The organism is Prauserella sediminis (assembly GCF_014195435.1).
Classification (GTDB): Bacteria; Actinomycetota; Actinomycetes; order Mycobacteriales; family Pseudonocardiaceae; genus Prauserella; species Prauserella salsuginis.
Map to the genome: position 1 here is coordinate 3,815,205 of NZ_JACIBS010000001.1, position 14,474 is coordinate 3,829,678.

13 protein-coding genes are annotated in these 14,474 nt (G+C 63.4%); 3 read left to right on the plus strand and 10 right to left on the minus strand.

What is annotated here, in order from left to right:
* Positions 1-124: 124 nt before the first annotated feature.
* The 5 genes from FB384_RS17295 to FB384_RS17315 form a co-directional block, all read right to left on the minus strand.
* On the minus strand, positions 125-934 hold the full coding sequence (locus FB384_RS17295; RefSeq protein WP_183784356.1) for a MoaF C-terminal domain-containing protein: 810 nt from the start codon (positions 932-934) through the stop codon (positions 125-127).
* 39 nt (positions 935-973) lie between these two features.
* Positions 974-2,422: an APC family permease gene (locus FB384_RS17300; RefSeq protein WP_183784359.1), complete on the minus strand. Its 1,449-nt coding sequence runs from the start codon at positions 2,420-2,422 to the stop codon at positions 974-976.
* Between the two features lie 286 nt (positions 2,423-2,708).
* Positions 2,709-3,005, minus strand: coding sequence for a hypothetical protein (locus FB384_RS17305; RefSeq protein ID WP_221212770.1), 297 nt, complete (start codon positions 3,003-3,005; stop codon positions 2,709-2,711).
* Between the two features lie 16 nt (positions 3,006-3,021).
* Positions 3,022-4,332 (minus strand): flavin monoamine oxidase family protein, encoded by a 1,311-nt coding sequence (locus tag FB384_RS17310; protein ID WP_183784363.1) that lies wholly within the window; start codon positions 4,330-4,332, stop codon positions 3,022-3,024.
* 627 nt (positions 4,333-4,959) lie between these two features.
* Positions 4,960-5,916: an AraC-like ligand-binding domain-containing protein gene (locus FB384_RS17315; protein ID WP_183784365.1), complete on the minus strand. Its 957-nt coding sequence runs from the start codon at positions 5,914-5,916 to the stop codon at positions 4,960-4,962.
* 112 nt (positions 5,917-6,028) lie between these two features.
* Between FB384_RS17315 and FB384_RS17320 the strand changes: the two genes are divergently transcribed.
* Positions 6,029-6,676 carry a TetR/AcrR family transcriptional regulator gene (locus FB384_RS17320; RefSeq protein ID WP_323985262.1) on the plus strand — a complete coding sequence of 216 codons (648 nt, stop codon included), beginning with the start codon at positions 6,029-6,031 and terminating at the stop codon, positions 6,674-6,676.
* Positions 6,677-6,812: 136 nt separating this feature from the next.
* On the opposite strand, the gene FB384_RS17325 is transcribed toward FB384_RS17320, so the two are convergent.
* The 5 genes from FB384_RS17325 to FB384_RS17345 form a co-directional block, all read right to left on the minus strand.
* Positions 6,813-7,955 (minus strand): MBL fold metallo-hydrolase, encoded by a 1,143-nt coding sequence (locus FB384_RS17325; protein WP_183784369.1) that lies wholly within the window; start codon positions 7,953-7,955, stop codon positions 6,813-6,815.
* Positions 7,956-8,021: 66 nt separating this feature from the next.
* Complete coding sequence (locus tag FB384_RS17330; RefSeq protein ID WP_183784371.1) at positions 8,022-9,224, minus strand: MFS transporter; 1,203 nt, start codon at positions 9,222-9,224, stop codon at positions 8,022-8,024.
* A gap of 131 nt (positions 9,225-9,355) precedes the next feature.
* Positions 9,356-9,775: an ester cyclase gene (locus FB384_RS17335; protein ID WP_183784373.1), complete on the minus strand. Its 420-nt coding sequence runs from the start codon at positions 9,773-9,775 to the stop codon at positions 9,356-9,358.
* A gap of 20 nt (positions 9,776-9,795) precedes the next feature.
* A complete protein-coding gene (locus FB384_RS17340; protein ID WP_221212771.1) occupies positions 9,796-11,418 on the minus strand; it encodes an amidohydrolase in 1,623 nt (540 codons plus the stop codon).
* A gap of 651 nt (positions 11,419-12,069) precedes the next feature.
* Positions 12,070-12,570: a flavin reductase family protein gene (locus FB384_RS17345; protein WP_183784375.1), complete on the minus strand. Its 501-nt coding sequence runs from the start codon at positions 12,568-12,570 to the stop codon at positions 12,070-12,072.
* Between the two features lie 335 nt (positions 12,571-12,905).
* Here FB384_RS17345 and FB384_RS17350 point away from each other — a divergent pair, with 335 nt between their 5' ends.
* Together FB384_RS17350 and FB384_RS17355 are read left to right on the plus strand one after the other, a co-directional pair.
* Positions 12,906-14,165: a styrene monooxygenase/indole monooxygenase family protein gene (locus tag FB384_RS17350; protein ID WP_183784377.1), complete on the plus strand. Its 1,260-nt coding sequence runs from the start codon at positions 12,906-12,908 to the stop codon at positions 14,163-14,165.
* The gene (locus FB384_RS17355) at positions 14,165-14,467 is read left to right on the plus strand and encodes an EthD family reductase (RefSeq protein ID WP_183784379.1); all 303 of its coding nucleotides are present in this window, start codon (positions 14,165-14,167) and stop codon (positions 14,465-14,467) included. The genes FB384_RS17350 and FB384_RS17355 overlap by 1 nt, the downstream gene beginning before the upstream one ends.
* The last annotated feature ends 7 nt before the right edge of the window (positions 14,468-14,474 follow it).

The window sequence follows — 14,474 nt, forward strand, 5'->3', positions numbered from 1 at the left end:
GAACTACGGGGTGTGCGCGCACGATCCTGCAGTTGCTAGCAGTCCGCGGCGTCGCATGTGGGCAGCACGCCTGCGGCGTTGTGGCTTGTGGCTAACCTGAGAATTCTGCTTCGTCAGAAATCGATTAGTGTTTGTTGTGGTCCTGGGGGTAGTTGGTGGTGTTCAAGATTGAAAGGCGGGAGTTAAACGGCAAGATCACTGGCTCGTGAGAGCTGTCGTCCCAGCCGAACATACGCCCGATTGAGCGTTCCTCCCCCAGGTCCACCAGCAAGACGGCCTCGACCGCCATGACCTTCTCGGTCCAGAAAAACAGATAGAGGTCTTCAGCTACGTCGAAGACCATGCATCGCTCTGTGTCAGCCAGGCCTTGTTCACCGCCGCGAATGCAGTGCCAGGTGAATGCACCGGGTGTGAGGTAGATGTGTTCGTAGGCCTCGGTGTCGCTGTATCGGTAGTAGATGCGTTTGCCGACGAGCTTGCTGGAACGCCGGTGGGCGGGGGCGTTCGTACTGTCTGGTGTGGTGGCATGGATGAATTCTGTGTTGCCGCGGACCTTGTCCTCACCCTTGAAGAAAGTCGACAAGCCGCTCGTTGCGACACCTGTGCTCGTGTCGTAGACGAACGTGGTGTTCCGGGCGTCGACTCCGTCGCCGACGACGAAGTCGACGATGAAGATGCCCTGCCGGGCTTCGATGGCTTTGTAGGTGGCCGTCCCCGTCGGTGCGCCGTGCGTGGCGTCGCTCCTCCAGCGCAGTGTGGTGCCCGTTTCGAAGATGTACTCGGTGGAGGAACCGTTCTCATCGATGAGAACGAGCGATGTGCCGGACAGGGAAGACGACGCCTCGAGTGTCTGTTGTCCGAACCCGTCGAGCATCGTTGAGACTGTGGGCCATTCGTCCTCCGGGACGTAGTCGATGATGGGCGTGGAGCTCATTGTTTCCCTCTCTGGTGTAAGTGCAAATCTTGGTGCGGCTTAGATGCCGGAGGAGTCGTAACTGATCGACTTCTTGAACGACGCGACGATCAGTCCCGCGGCAAAGGAAGCGGGGATGAGCAGCAGGAGCCACATGGCGATGCCTCCAGACCCGCCGAGCAACGCGTCGTAGTTGGAGATCGTGAGGTATCCGATCACGATGAAGATGAGGCAGGATAGGATGGGGGCGATCGCCGTCGCCAAAATCTCAGTCCTCGGTCGTTGACGAGCGAAGTAGACGATGATCGCCAACGAGGCGAGAATCAGGATGGTGATGAATCCGGCGGTGCCGAGTGCAACCAGCCAGGCGTAGACGGTCGTGATGGGGTCGGCTCCCAGAGCAAAGAAGGCTGTGATCACCACCAGGATCGCAATGCCATTCGCGAGTGCAGCGTTGGTGGGTGTTCCGGTAGGGCTCGTGGTGGAGAGCCTGCGAGGTAGGCTCCCAGCTCGTCCGAGGGCGAAGAGGTACCTGGCGAACATGTTCGACAGGCCCAGCAGCATAGCGACGAAGCTCGTCACGATCAGGATCTGCATGGCGATACTGAGCCATTGCCCTGCATCGTGGCTGGCGAGCCGGAAGATGAAGCCGGATGGGTCGCGAGTGGCTGCGGTCTGGATGTTGTCGATACCGATTGCGCCGCTGATCGCCCAGGTGGAGATGGCGTAGAAGAACCCGACGAACGCGATGACGAGGTAGAGCGCACGGGGAATCGTTCTGCGGGGGTTCCTGGCCTCCTCGGCGAACACCACCGTTGCTTCAAAACTGGTGAAGCAGGTGAAGGCGAACAGAAGTGAGATACCCAAACCCGGCGCGAGAAGGTGCTCTGTCGTGAACCCTCCGAAGGAGAAGATCTCCCACCCTTGCTGCGCGATCGTCGAGGCGACAAGAACGCCGATCACACACGTCTCGCCCACGATCAGTACGCCGAGAACTTTGAGACTTGCGTCGACACCCCGCATGGTGAGCAGCGTTGTCAGGGCGAGCAGGAGGGCGACCCACACATAGACGGGCAGGTCAATAGCCGCCAGATCGGTGAGGAGCTGATCTGCGAAGACACCGAATTGCGCCCACAGGCCGGCCTGGAGGCAGACATAGGTGAGCACGGCGACACCTGCGGCGCCGGTAGCCCATCGTGTACCCAAACCCGTCGCAATGTAGGCGACGAATCCGCCGGCGTTTGTGATGTCGCGGCTCATCCGCAGGTATCCGACAGAGAAGAGCGCGATCACCAGGGCGGCCACCGTGTAGATCACCGGTGTTGCTGGGCCGATCGCTGAGAAGAGCACAGGGCTCGCGCCGACCACAGCGGCGATGGGTGCCGCCGCGGCAATAACGAAGAACGCGATCGCGACCACGCCCAGCCGGTTCGGGCGCAATCCCGGGGTTGCATCCTGCGTACCAGGTGTCGTGTCGCCCGCCGTCAGTGATGATTCGGTGTGCTTCATGGCTGGTCGGTCCTTTCGAAGCCCATCCTGCTAGGACGGCATCGCTTCAATTCCCCCGAAGCTTCGAGGGCCCTCAACGGGAGCCATCAGGGGCCCTCCTGCGTTGAATGGTGCGTGGTAGGCCGGGGACGGTTTCGCCAGTATCGTTGTGCGGCAGCAAGTGCAGTTGACTTGAGCGGCACTGCCATTGACCGCCCGCGCACTTCGGTTCCCGAGTTGTAGTGATGCATGCCGGATTGTCAGTTTTCCTGAGAGTGGCGACGCGTCCAGGTGGACGTTGGCTCTGTTAGATGTCGCTTTTTGCCTGCTCCGGCATGTCGGTCGCCTCGATCTCGAGATTGTCGAGCAATTCGACCATGGCTCGGAATCGGGGAAGGTTCTCGACGTCGGCGTTGGCGGCGTCGGCGGCCTGCTTACTGGTGTAGATCCATACATCAATCCACGTACCGTCCTCGCGGAGCGAGCACAGCGGTACTGACCACAGTTCGGGGTGCGCTGACTTGACCTCCCCGATGGCCTCCTGTCGACGAGCCAGAAAGGTGTCGACATCACTCTCGGCGACTGTAAATCGAACGAATTCCACGCAGTAGCCCATTGTTTCACTTCTCGCATTCGATCTCGGTTGTTATTTGCCGCGCGGCGCGCAGCCCGGACTCAATTGCTCCGTCGATGAAGCCGGCCCAGCCGCGGGCGTAGTCGCTGCCCGCAAGCCGCACGGCTCGACTTATGTCGGCGGCGGCCTCTTGCACCGGCATGAGTTGATCAGGTGCCAGCATTGGCCAGGTCTCGCCTGAGAGTGGGTCGGCGGTCCAGTCATGCCCGTCCACACCCAGGACCTCCAGGTCGGGGCGCCACTTGTGAAGTTCGGCTTGGACGGCCTGCGGGTCGTGAAAGTCCAGGGCGTCGGAGCATGGGCCGAATCCGACGATGAGGCTGTCACCGTCGTCGGCGTACTCGTACTGCAGGAAGTTGAGGGGTGCGGTGCTGTCGGCGAGTGCCACGAACCGGCCGGTGTCACCACGCACGCGGATCCAGACCTTGAGACCGGTGGATGCCTGTCCCTCGGCGGCCACTCTGTGGAGGTCATGATTGAGCGGTGGTTCGAAGTCGATCCTGTTCAGGACGTTGATCGGGATCGTGGCGATGACACGCGAAGCGCGCATTCGGGTTCCATCGGCGCACGTCACCTCGGCGCCACCGGAGTGTTCGCGGATCCGAGTGACGGTCGTGTTCAGCCGAATATCGGTTCGTGCCGCGTCGGCTGCGATGGCGTCTAGCAACGAGCGGGTACCTCCGGCCAGCTTGTAGGTCGCGCACGCCTCGAACATCAACCGCCAGTCGCCGCCCGCGAGTGCACACCAACGCAGTGCCTGCGTGTACGCGCCGCGCTTCGGGACACCGCTGAAGTTCAACGCCCACATCCCGTCGAACAGCGCGGACTGCTCGGGATCGAGGCCCTGTGCGGCGATCCTGTCAGCGACGCTGATGTGATCCAGGGCCCGTAGCTCGTCGGACTTGGGCAGGTAGTCATAGGGTTGAGGCAAAACGGCCCGTGCCCGGTCGAGGAGCTCGGTCATGGGAGCGTCCAGCAAGGCAAGCATGTCATCAGCAGGACCGCTCCGTAGGTCGTCTCCGATGCGCCAGTAGGCCCTCTCAGGTTCAGGACTGGCGATCAGATCCAGGCCGTACCGCGTGATCTCGGACCAAACATGCGGTTGGATCCAATGCACCCACGTACCGCCGATGTCGAGCTCGCGACCGAGCGTGGAGTGGCGGGTCCAGGTTCGGCCACCGAGCCGGTCGCGGGCTTCGAGGACCGTGGTGCGCAGACCGGCGCGAGACAGTTCGCGTGCAGCGCATACGCCGGCGAATCCGCCGCCGACGACGATGACGTCGCTGTCATTCTGCATGCTGTTTCTCCTCGCGTCGAAGGCAGGATCAGGACAAGGTGAGCCAAACACCGTTGAGAATTGATGCATTTAGGGACCGCGTTCGCGCATGTCTCACATCTAGTGCCTTGCCCCCGAAATACCCCTGGTGTGACCCGATCTCTGAAAGAGCAACTGATCTGGCTGCCGCGTGCGGACAGGTCGTCGAACCGAGTCACTGTGGAGGGTTGTCGGAGGAAAGCAGTGCTCAGCGAGCCGTCAGAGCGAGGTCGTGTACGGTCGTGTACAACGCGATCGATAACTCGCCCTCGAAATGCTTCGCATGGGCAACGGCCAGGTCGTTGTGGTACCGGAGAACACGGCGAGACGGCGACGTCCTGATGGGTCCCGACGGGGTCGTCGTGGTGCGACCGTGAAACGACGAGCTGGTGACGGCCTGCGGTGGCGGCCTGCGGCAGACCGAGAGAAGCCGAAGCCGTTGATCAACAGTTGTTCACGGGTCTGCATGCGCGAACTCCCTCTAATCCTGGCCCGCATTGATGTGCAATGCGGTGCCTCGCAAGAGTGCCCGGGCCCCGTGCGCTGCTGTTGACAGCACCGGCACAGCCGTTGACCGGAGGCGCAGGAGTTGGTATTCGAAGACGCACCCTAGGTGCAGGGTTGCTGGCTCCGTCGGAAGGCGCCTGGCGTGACGCCGTACCGTGCCTTGAACACGCGCACGAAATGGGCAGAGTCGTGCAACCCGGCGCGGGCGCCAACGGCTGAGATCGGCAGGTGTGCCAGCCTTGGGTCGGTGAGGTCGCGTCGGCATCGTTCGAGACGTCGTTCGCGAATCCAGCCGCTGACGGTGGCGTGCTCTCCTTCGAAGATCTTCTGCAGCTGACGCACGGAGATATGATGGGCTTCCGCGACGGTCGGTACATCCAGGTCGGGATCGCACAGGTTGGCCTCGATGAAGGCGCCAATGCGAGCACGAAGAGCACCGTGCGGCCTAGATAGCTCGACGTCGGGCGTGCGACCGAGGTGCTCGACGAACAGTGCCGCAAGTAGCTCGATGGCCGAGTCTGCGAGATGAGCGGCCACCGCTGGATCGGGTCGGGTGACTTTGTCCGACAGTCTGCGCAGTAGTTGTACTGCGACAGTGTTGAGGCCACTCTCGCCGCCCATCGGCCTAGCGGTGAGCGACGAGAGCTCGCCGTCCGATAGGCGGAGCAGCTGGCGCGGAAACATCAGCACCAGCATTTCGAATGATTGGTCGAATCGGAGCCGGTAGGGGCGGGCAGTGTCGTACAGCGCGAGTTCGCCTGGCCTGAGGCATGCGAGACGATCTCCTTGCGTCACGAATCCGTGGCCGCGGACCTGGAGCCCGACCTTCAGATAGCCGGGGTCCGAGGTGCTGATCGTGCGCTGGGTGCGCTGGACCGTGTGCGCGTCGGCTGTTACCTCGGATACGTGCGACGAGCCTGCGGGGACCCCCCGCACGCGGCCGCGGAATCCGGGGGCGGCATCCCTTGTCTCGAGTGGAACGAACGCCTTGGACACTGTCGATGCGAACGTGTCGAACTCGAGAGTCCGGTCAGCCTCGGGAGCGAGCACGGTAGTCATGACAGAGACCTCCTTGTCACATGTCTTCCCCGTGTTGCCTCGCCGACGAGGCGGAGGCAGTTTCAAACTGAACAGGTGGACAGTTCTAGTGGGTGGCAAGTACTATGCACCTGTGAATCCTTCTGGTCAAGGAAGTGACGCCCGGCAGTCGACGGTGGGAACGCCGCACGATGGTTCCGCGTCGGTGCGCGTGACCGGTTCCCATCGCTCGCGCGGGTACGGCGAGGGACGTGCCGCCCTACTCAGTGCCGCAGTCCACGTCGTCGCCAACGAAGGCCTGCGCAATCTGACGTACCGATCAGTGGCGCGCGAAGCCGGGGTGTCGCACGCGTTGGTCGCCCACCACTTCGGTGACCGTGACTCGCTCCTGACCGAAGCCCTTCGCTTCTCCCTGAACAACAGCGTGGCATCCATCAGTACCAAACCCGGTAGCGGGGACCTGGATGCGCTCTTCGACGGCTTGTCCGGCTTCATCGAGGAGTACCCGGATGACCTGGCGTTCCAGTATGAGTTGATTCTCGAATCCAGGCGTCGTACCGAACTGCGCCCCTACGTCGAGGCCATCTACGAGGCCTACATTGGCGCGATTCACATCGAACTGGAACGCGCCGGTGCGCAACCTGATGAGGCGTTGAGCCGACTCGTCTACGCGGCCGCCGACGGGCTCGTCTTCGCCCAGCTCGCAGTCGGCAGTGGCGAGAATACCGAACGTTCTCTGCAGCATCTTCGTTCGCTGCTGAGCGCCAGCGCCAGAACCTGACCGGGTATGCAATCGGGGCGCCAGACGAAAGACGCTCATCGGCTTCTGCGACTGCCACGATGAAACGGCAGCTGCGGAGGCCGATGAGCGTCCTATCTACGCGCCCGTCCGGGTGGGAGCCCTTCGAAGCGGGGACTCAGCTTGTCGGTCTGCGGCGATTGAACGAAAGCCACATGAGGTCTTCTCCGACGGTCAGACGGCCGTCATAGCCTCGCTTGGCGTTGCGCCAACGCGAGACCGGTGGCTGGGCCGGCACTAGGTGGTTCAGGGCGAGGTGCGGCACGCCGGCCGCTTGAGCCACCTGCCCAACTTTGTTCGCGGGCGTGTGGGCGGTCAGGAGGTGGTTGCGGACAGCTTCGTCATCGCCATACTCGGCATCGACGTACTCCTCGTCGATCACTTCGTGAACCAGCAGGTCGGCACCTGTGGCCATCGCGACGAGGTTGTCGCTCGTACCAGTGTCGCCGGATACAACCAGCGAGCCCTCGTCAGTGTCGAATCGGTAGGCGAATGCCGGGTAGACCGGCTGATGCTCGACCAAGGTGGCGCTTACGCGGACTCGGTCGTCCTCGAAGACCACGAACGGATCGATTCTCGGCATCGGCTGCGCGTGCTCCCACTCTGGACGATGCCCTGGAATACCGATGTCCCGGACATCGATGAGCGTTCGGGGATCCGGGAAGTGATTGTCACGAATGCGGTCGTTGATATCTGTGGCGTAGGCCTGGATCAACGAGGCGGTCATGTCCTCGGTGCCCGGGCCTGGATTGTCGGGATGCACCACAGGCGGTTCGGGTCTGTCGCCGAAAACCGGCGGCAACGTGTCGCGCCTGCCCGGGCCGCGCACCGGAAGCGGGGTCGACATCGCTTGTAGTCCCTGCCACCACGCGATCACGAGCAACTGGCCGTAGTCGATGATGTGGTCGGAATGCAGGTGGGTGAGGAAAACACCTCGAACCTGGGAAAGTTCCTGATACGTGGCCGTCCCCGTCGGATTGGCGCGGAATAGCTGCTCGAGTGCACGGTTGCCCACGTCGACAAGGTAGACGGCGTCACCGACAACGACAGCGGTCGAGATCCCTGCCGGAGTGGTGCCTGGGTACCAACCTGGGCCGCCAGACACGCCGAGCAGCAACGCGTGCGGCCCGGTGCCTGTGGGTGGGCGAACGGGCGCTGCCGCCGGAGCGGCCCCGGCCGGGGTGCCGGCAAGAAAGGCTGTTGCGACACCCGCCGAGGCGAGAACGGTACGTCGCGACAAAGGTCCGCTGCGGGGCGGCATCCAATTCTCCTTTTGCTCGATCTATTGCACTTTCGGGGAGGGAGCTGATCATCGGCGGTGCCGAGGTCACCTGGCTGTTTCGCAGTTCAAGTTCGAGGAGTTACGGGGTTGGGCGGCGAGGATCATGGCCAAAGAAAGCAGCAGTCCGGCGGTGCTCACCGCGATCAGCGCGCCGTATCCACCTGTGTTCTCGACCAGTCGGCCACCCATCAGCGGGCCGAGGGCAAACCCGCCGCCGATCGCGATGTTCGCCACGTTCACCAGTCGGCCCGAGCGATCGAGTTCCGACAGTGTGGCCAAGATGTACGGAAGGATGAATGTCCAGGTGAACTTGAACAGCAGAGCGGCTACCGTAAATCGCACCAGTCCTGGTACGTCGACCAGCAATCCGAGCGACAACGCCATCGCGAGATACCCGACCAAAAGATTGGTGCGCGTTCCGGGGCGTGCTCCTAGGACTGTGGCCACGGCCGAGCCCGCGATCCCCAGCACGGTGGCGACGGATAGGACGAAGCTCGACGTCTGGGCGTCGATGTCCGACGTGCTCGCTACACCGCTGACGAACGTCCAAATACCGCTGAGGCTGATGTAGAAGGCGAGCACGGCCAGCAGGCCGAGCGTCGCTCGCAGGGCGTAGCCGGTATTGAGCCGGGTTTGGCCTCTTGCGGCTTCGATCACTACCGCGCGCTTCGGTAAGAAGCGGGCCAGCGGCAGGACGAAAACCATCATCACGGCTAGGACCCAGTACACGATCCCAATACCGAAAGAGCTGAAGAAGTGCGGGAGGACCGCAAGCCCGACTGCACCGAACAGCAGTTGTCCCATCACCCAGAGTCCGTAGACACGGTTGCGATTGTCCGCCTGCGCGGCTAGCGACATGCACAGGACCATTAGCGATCCGCCTGCGAGGGACGTCAGAAACCGTGTCGCCAGCAGGAGGCCGTACTGGTCGATGTAGGCAGAGCTTATGTTGCCCACAACGAAGACCGCCGCGAAAAAGATCGATGCCTTCTGGGTGTTCAGCCTTTTCATCCACCACAGCGCGGGGATGGAGGCGAGACTCATCGCGCCGAGTTCGGCCGAGAACAGATCACCAGTCTGAGACGGTGTCAGACCCAGCTGTTCTTGGAGTTGGCCAGCTACCGCTGGTGCCATGAGCAAGAGCGTGCCGACCACGGATGAGAAGAGGACGATCAGTGTCAACCGGCCTTTTGAGTTCGGTCCGCTTTCGTCGATTGGTGTTCGTTGCTCATCCAGGGTGCGAGGCATCGGAGTATTCCTTCGGCTGTGGGAGGACCCCGTTCCGGGGAGGATGTTACTGGGAATGGGTGCGATGAAAAGAGCTCGGCTCCGGGGGTCCGGACTTGAGCCGCAGCTCGGCGTGGAACGGGCGAGGAGCCCTAGGAAAGGCCCAATTGGGCGCTGACGGTGAGCTGGTCCCAGTATCGCCGGGTCTCGGTTATTCGGCCCGCTTCGAGGTGGTGCACATCGCAAAAGGGAACCAGGAGGGTGCGCCCTGTCGGTTCGATGCATCCGTCCGGTGTTGCCATCGTCCCTGTGTGCGTGCCGATGGCGGTGAATTCGGCGACGACCAGTCCGAAGCCGCCGCTGATGGTCAGTTCGGCGCACTTGCCGTCAGGGAATGGTCCGTCCCAATTGTGGTAATTCCGTGCCATGCCATCGTGGCCGGTGTGCACCTCGCCGGTGGGGAGGTTGGTCCAGGTCGCGTCCGGCGAAAAGCAATCCACCCAGCTGCCGATATCTCGACTGTTCCACGCTTCGTACAACTTGGCTACGACCTCGGCGTCCTTGTCGGACACGGTGACTCCTAGGGTTGTGGTTAACCGCGCCGTGCACGGTCGCCGGGGGCGTCAATCGTGGCTCGCGATTGAGCTTCATCGGCGACGAAGACAGTGCGTCCTTCGAAGATCGTGCGGAGCACGCGGGTGGCGCTGATCTCGTCGGTAGGTACCTCGAAGATGTTGCGGTCCAGCACGATCAGGTCACCGGACTTTCCGAGGCTGATGCTTCCTCGCCGGTCTGCCCGGCCGACCACCTTTGCGCCGTCGAGGGTGAGTAGCTGTACGGCTGTGGTGAGGTCGATGGACTCCGGTCCGCGTTGCAGCATTCCTTGGAGTGCGGGGAAGAGGTTCGGATTGGGAGTGATGATCCAGTCGGAGCCGATTGTCATGGTTGCGCCGGAGTCAAGTGCTGTGCGGAACTTGAAGCCGTCGTCGAGTCCGTAATCGGGTATGTGCCAGATCGCCGGTGACATCTCGGCCACTACGTTGAGGCGTTCGAACCTTTCGTAATCCTGGTCCTGGATGAAAGTGCAGTGGGCGATCTCATGGGTGGTCGCGCGGTTTCCGTTGATGCTGCGGACGGCTTCGAAGGCGTCTAGCGCAGCGCGAACGGACCCCTCTCCGGCGCAGTGGATCTTGACCGACATCTTCGCTGCATCGAACCTGCACAACGCTTCGGTGAGCTCGTCCGGCGCGACCAGGATGTTGCGGGGATCGGTGTTCCCGTTCACGTCCAGGTCTGCTTGGGTCATGTGCGGCGGCAACGGTGCACCGTCGAGCCAGATCTTGATGCGAGCGGTGTCTACGTGCGCGCTCGCGTACGAGGCGCGGTCCACGATGGTCTGGTCGAGTTCGGCGGTCGTGGCCATGCCGAAACCTTCTTCTCGCCAGACCAGGTGCGCGGCGATGTGCAAGTTCAAGGAGTCGGCATCGTCGAGGTTCCGGAACGCGGCCAGTGCTTGTGGGGACGCGGACGCCTCCTGGACCGATGTGATCCCGTAGCGGTGGCAGGTCGAGACCGCCCAGCTCACGGCGTCCCGGTAAACCTCAGCCCGGTAGTCCGGTATGGCCCGCATTACAGGCCATCGGGCCTGTTCCACGAGCTCACCGGTGAGCTCGTTCGTGTCCGCTCGACGGACCAATCGACCGCCGGGTGGGTCGGGCGTGTCATCGGAGAGGCCGGCGATTTCGAGTGCCTTGGAATTGGCCAGACCGTGGTGGATTGTGTAGTCATAGAGAAATACGGGTTGGTCGGGAAACGCCTTGTCCAGGAACGAACGGTCCAGTTCTTGATCCGCGAATACCGACGGAACAAATTCCCCGCCAACAATCCAGGCCTGTTCCCCTTGGTCGACGAGCTTGCCACACTGGCATTGCTGAAGATCGTGCACGATCTCAGCTGTCGTGCCGTTCGGCGTTAGGCGGGCCTCATAGCGGAACTTCAACCCGCTGAAGAGTAGGTGGGTGTGGGCGTCGTGCAGACCGGGCATCGCGAGGTGACCGTCGAGATCGATGAACTCGGTGTCGTGCGGCGCAGCGGCACGGATCTGGTCGTCGGAACCTACGACAGTGAAGGAACCGTCTTCGATCAGCACGGCCTCGACCCAGGGGGTGGTTGGGTCGACGGTGTAGATGCGACCGTTGAGCAACGCGGTAGCCATTGTTCCTCCCCTAAGCGCGGATGTGTGAGGCTGGTTCGGCATGGCCGATCAACCGCATCGGTGGTATTTCATCTGCGGACTCCTCAGCGCAACTGGCCTGCAGCGGCGCGCTGTGCAGCGTCTCCACAGGGTGCTGGCGACGCACAGCCTGTGGTTGACGACACCGGCATGATGATTGACCGGGCACGCAGAGGTTGGTAGTCGGCGACAGGGCATCGCCCGTGTCGCCCGTTTTCTTCGTTCGAAGCTCGGCCGTCGATGCGGCTTCCGGCGTCAGCACCTGAGGAGGTGTGCCTTCTATCCGCGGAGTCCTTGTTCGATGGTGGCTACGTCAACAGGCCACCGGTGATGGGACGTCAAAGGCGGCGGTGTGCAGCACTTGTGCGTCGGGGATTCGTGGGGCGTTCCGGCATGGCCGGCCGGCGCTCGCTGGGATGGGGCAATCAGGTTCGGCAGCTCTGTCTGCAGGGGCTTCTTCAGCTGTGTGAACGCCGTTCCGTAGGAAGGTAACACCGGAAGTTGCGGTACTACCGGGTGCGGCGGCGTGGTCGACGGTTCTGCCGCGTATCGGCCAGCCGCAGGTCATCAGCGGGTGACCGAGCGCCGACACACGGAAGTCCCCGGCACCGCGTGCCGGGGACTTCCGTGTGTTCACGGCTCGGGGATTGTCACGAAGCCACCGTCGACGAAAGCCAGACAATCGCCGCTGCGATGGCCGAAGTGCTCGACGCGGCCCAAGAACAGGGTGTGGTCGCCGCCTTCGTGTTCGGTCCACGGGCTGCATTCGAACCACGAGGCAGGGCCGGCCAACCGGGGAGCGTATGCACCTTCGACCCAGTCGGGTTCCATGTTCGGCTTCCCCGCGAAGTGCATCGCCACATCTCGCTGGTCGGCACCGAGCACGTTGACCGTGAATGGCCTGCCGCTCAGCAGTGCATGGGCGCGCACCGAACGCTGGATGGCCACCAGCACGAGCGGCGGGTCCAGCGAGACCGAGGTGAACGAGTTGACCGTCAAGCCGTGTCGTTTGGACACGCCGTCGAAGGTGACGACGGCGACGCCGGTGGCGAACCGGCCGAGGCAGCCGCGCAGCACCTGCGCGAGCTCGGCCGGGTCCTCGTAGGCAGCAGCTGCAGTGGAAGGTGCGGTCATCGTCGATCGCTCCTCGTCTGTTCGGGGTCGCCGACATTCGGTGGGCTCGGCGCCGGATGTACACCGACGTTAGGCAGCGCCCGAAACCGGCGGCAACGGCCGTGTACCCCGGTAACGGCACCTTGCCGCGGTTGCACAGACTCGTGCGCCCGTTGGACAGTGCGTCTCAGACCGTCCCCGCTGATCGGATCGGTGAGTTGACAGCCAGTGCATCGGTTCTGCGCCTGAGCGAACAGGGCTCCGCGACGCTGTGAGCCGCGGCTTCCCGTGCGCGAGGATGACACGAGCCGACCACGTCGGCGCTACCACGGGCACGGCTCAACGAGGAGACGCAGATGCCAGACATCGGGATCATCGGAGCGGGTACGGCGGGGCTGCACCTCGCCCTGTTGCTCCAGCAGGCCGGGGTTCCCACCCGGATCTACACCAATCAGACCGCCGAGCAGGTCGCGTCGGGACCGCCGCAGAACAGCGTCTCGCACCACGCGCCGACCATCGCCAGGGAGAACGCGATGGGGGTGAACTTCTGGCCCGTCGACGAGTACGGGTACCAGGTGCATTACCACCATTTGAACGTTCCGGACGGTCCTCCCGTGTTCCGCGGTGACTTCCTGCGCCCCTCGCGGGTGCTGGACTACCGGATCTATCTGCCGCGGTTGATGGCCGAGTACGAGGAGCGTGGCGGCACCATCGAACAGCGCTCGGTCGAACCGGCCGATTTCGAGCAGCTCGCCCGCAGGCACGACCTGATCGTGGTCGCCGCGGGCAAACGCTCGTTCGCGGAGTACTTCGGTGAACGGCCGGACGTCTCGCCGTACGCGAAGCCGCAGCGGCACCTGGCGGTGGGCTTCTGGGACGGCGTGGCGCAGACCGAACCGCGCGCGGTGACCATGAGCATCTCGCCGGGCCACGGCGAACTGCTCGACCTGCCCATCACCACCTTCGACGGCTGGGCCAGCGCGTTGCTGTGCGAGAACGTTCCTGGCGGCGATCTCGAGGTGCTGATGACGCAGAAGGAGTCCGAGGACCCCGAGGCTTACCGCAGGCTCACCCTGGAGAAGCTCAAGGAGCACCACCCGACGGTGCACGAACGCATCGACGAATCCCGGTTCGCGTTGATGCGTCCCGGCGATATCCTGCAGGGTGCGGTGCGTCCGGTGGTGCGCGAGGACTACCGGACGTTGACGGACGGGACCGTCGTGCTGGCGCTGGGCGACGCGCACGCCACCGTGGACCCGGTCACGGGGCAGGGCGCCAACTCCGCTTCGTTCGAGGCACAGGTGGCTGCCGACGCGATCATCGAGGACGGCGTGGTCGACGAGCGTTTCGCGCAGAAGGTCGCGTTGCGCCGCAGGGAACGCGTCGACGGGCTGAGTACGTGGGTGAACACCATGATCGAGACGCCCACACCGCCGCATCTGCAGAAGCTGATCGGCGCGATGTCGCAGATGCGCACGCTGTGCGACGAATTCACCGAGAACTTCAGCTATCCGCACCGCAACGGCGACCTGGTGGCCACTCCCGAGCGAGTGGACGCCGCGATCGCCCGGCACACCGAGATCGGCCACGACCCCACCGACGCGAAGGCGCACTGATGCACAAACTGTTGGTCCTCTATCCGCACCCGACCGACCCCGAGGCGTTTCGGTCGTACTACGAGAACACCCACCTGCCGCTGGCTGCGCAGTTGCCGGGACTGCTCGACTGGCGCTACAGCTTCACTGTGCGTTCGGCGTCGGAGGAAACCTATTTCGCCGTGTTCGAAGCCGATTTCCCCGACGCCGAGACGCTGGCGGCCGCGTTGTCCTCACCGGAGGGCGAAGCGGTGCAGGCCGATGTGCCCAACTACGCCACCGGTGGCGCGATCGTGCTCGACTATCCGGTGACCTCTCCCTGAGCCGGCA

Bases quoted from the DNA above. Each gene is read 5' to 3' on its own strand.
- FB384_RS17295 (WP_183784356.1), bottom strand. From the start codon at position 934: ATGAGCTCCACGCCCATCATCGACTACGTCCCGGAGGACGAATGGCCC.
- FB384_RS17300 (WP_183784359.1), bottom strand. From the start codon at position 2,422: ATGAAGCACACCGAATCATCACTGACGGCGGGCGACACGACACCTGGT.
- FB384_RS17310 (WP_183784363.1), bottom strand. From the start codon at position 4,332: ATGCAGAATGACAGCGACGTCATCGTCGTCGGCGGCGGATTCGCCGGC.
- FB384_RS17315 (WP_183784365.1), bottom strand. From the start codon at position 5,916: ATGACTACCGTGCTCGCTCCCGAGGCTGACCGGACTCTCGAGTTCGAC.
- FB384_RS17325 (WP_183784369.1), bottom strand. From the start codon at position 7,955: ATGCCGCCCCGCAGCGGACCTTTGTCGCGACGTACCGTTCTCGCCTCG.
- FB384_RS17330 (WP_183784371.1), bottom strand. From the start codon at position 9,224: ATGCCTCGCACCCTGGATGAGCAACGAACACCAATCGACGAAAGCGGA.
- FB384_RS17340 (WP_221212771.1), bottom strand. From the start codon at position 11,418: ATGGCTACCGCGTTGCTCAACGGTCGCATCTACACCGTCGACCCAACC.
- FB384_RS17345 (WP_183784375.1), bottom strand. From the start codon at position 12,570: ATGACCGCACCTTCCACTGCAGCTGCTGCCTACGAGGACCCGGCCGAG.
- FB384_RS17350 (WP_183784377.1), top strand. From the start codon at position 12,906: ATGCCAGACATCGGGATCATCGGAGCGGGTACGGCGGGGCTGCACCTC.
- FB384_RS17355 (WP_183784379.1), top strand. From the start codon at position 14,165: ATGCACAAACTGTTGGTCCTCTATCCGCACCCGACCGACCCCGAGGCG.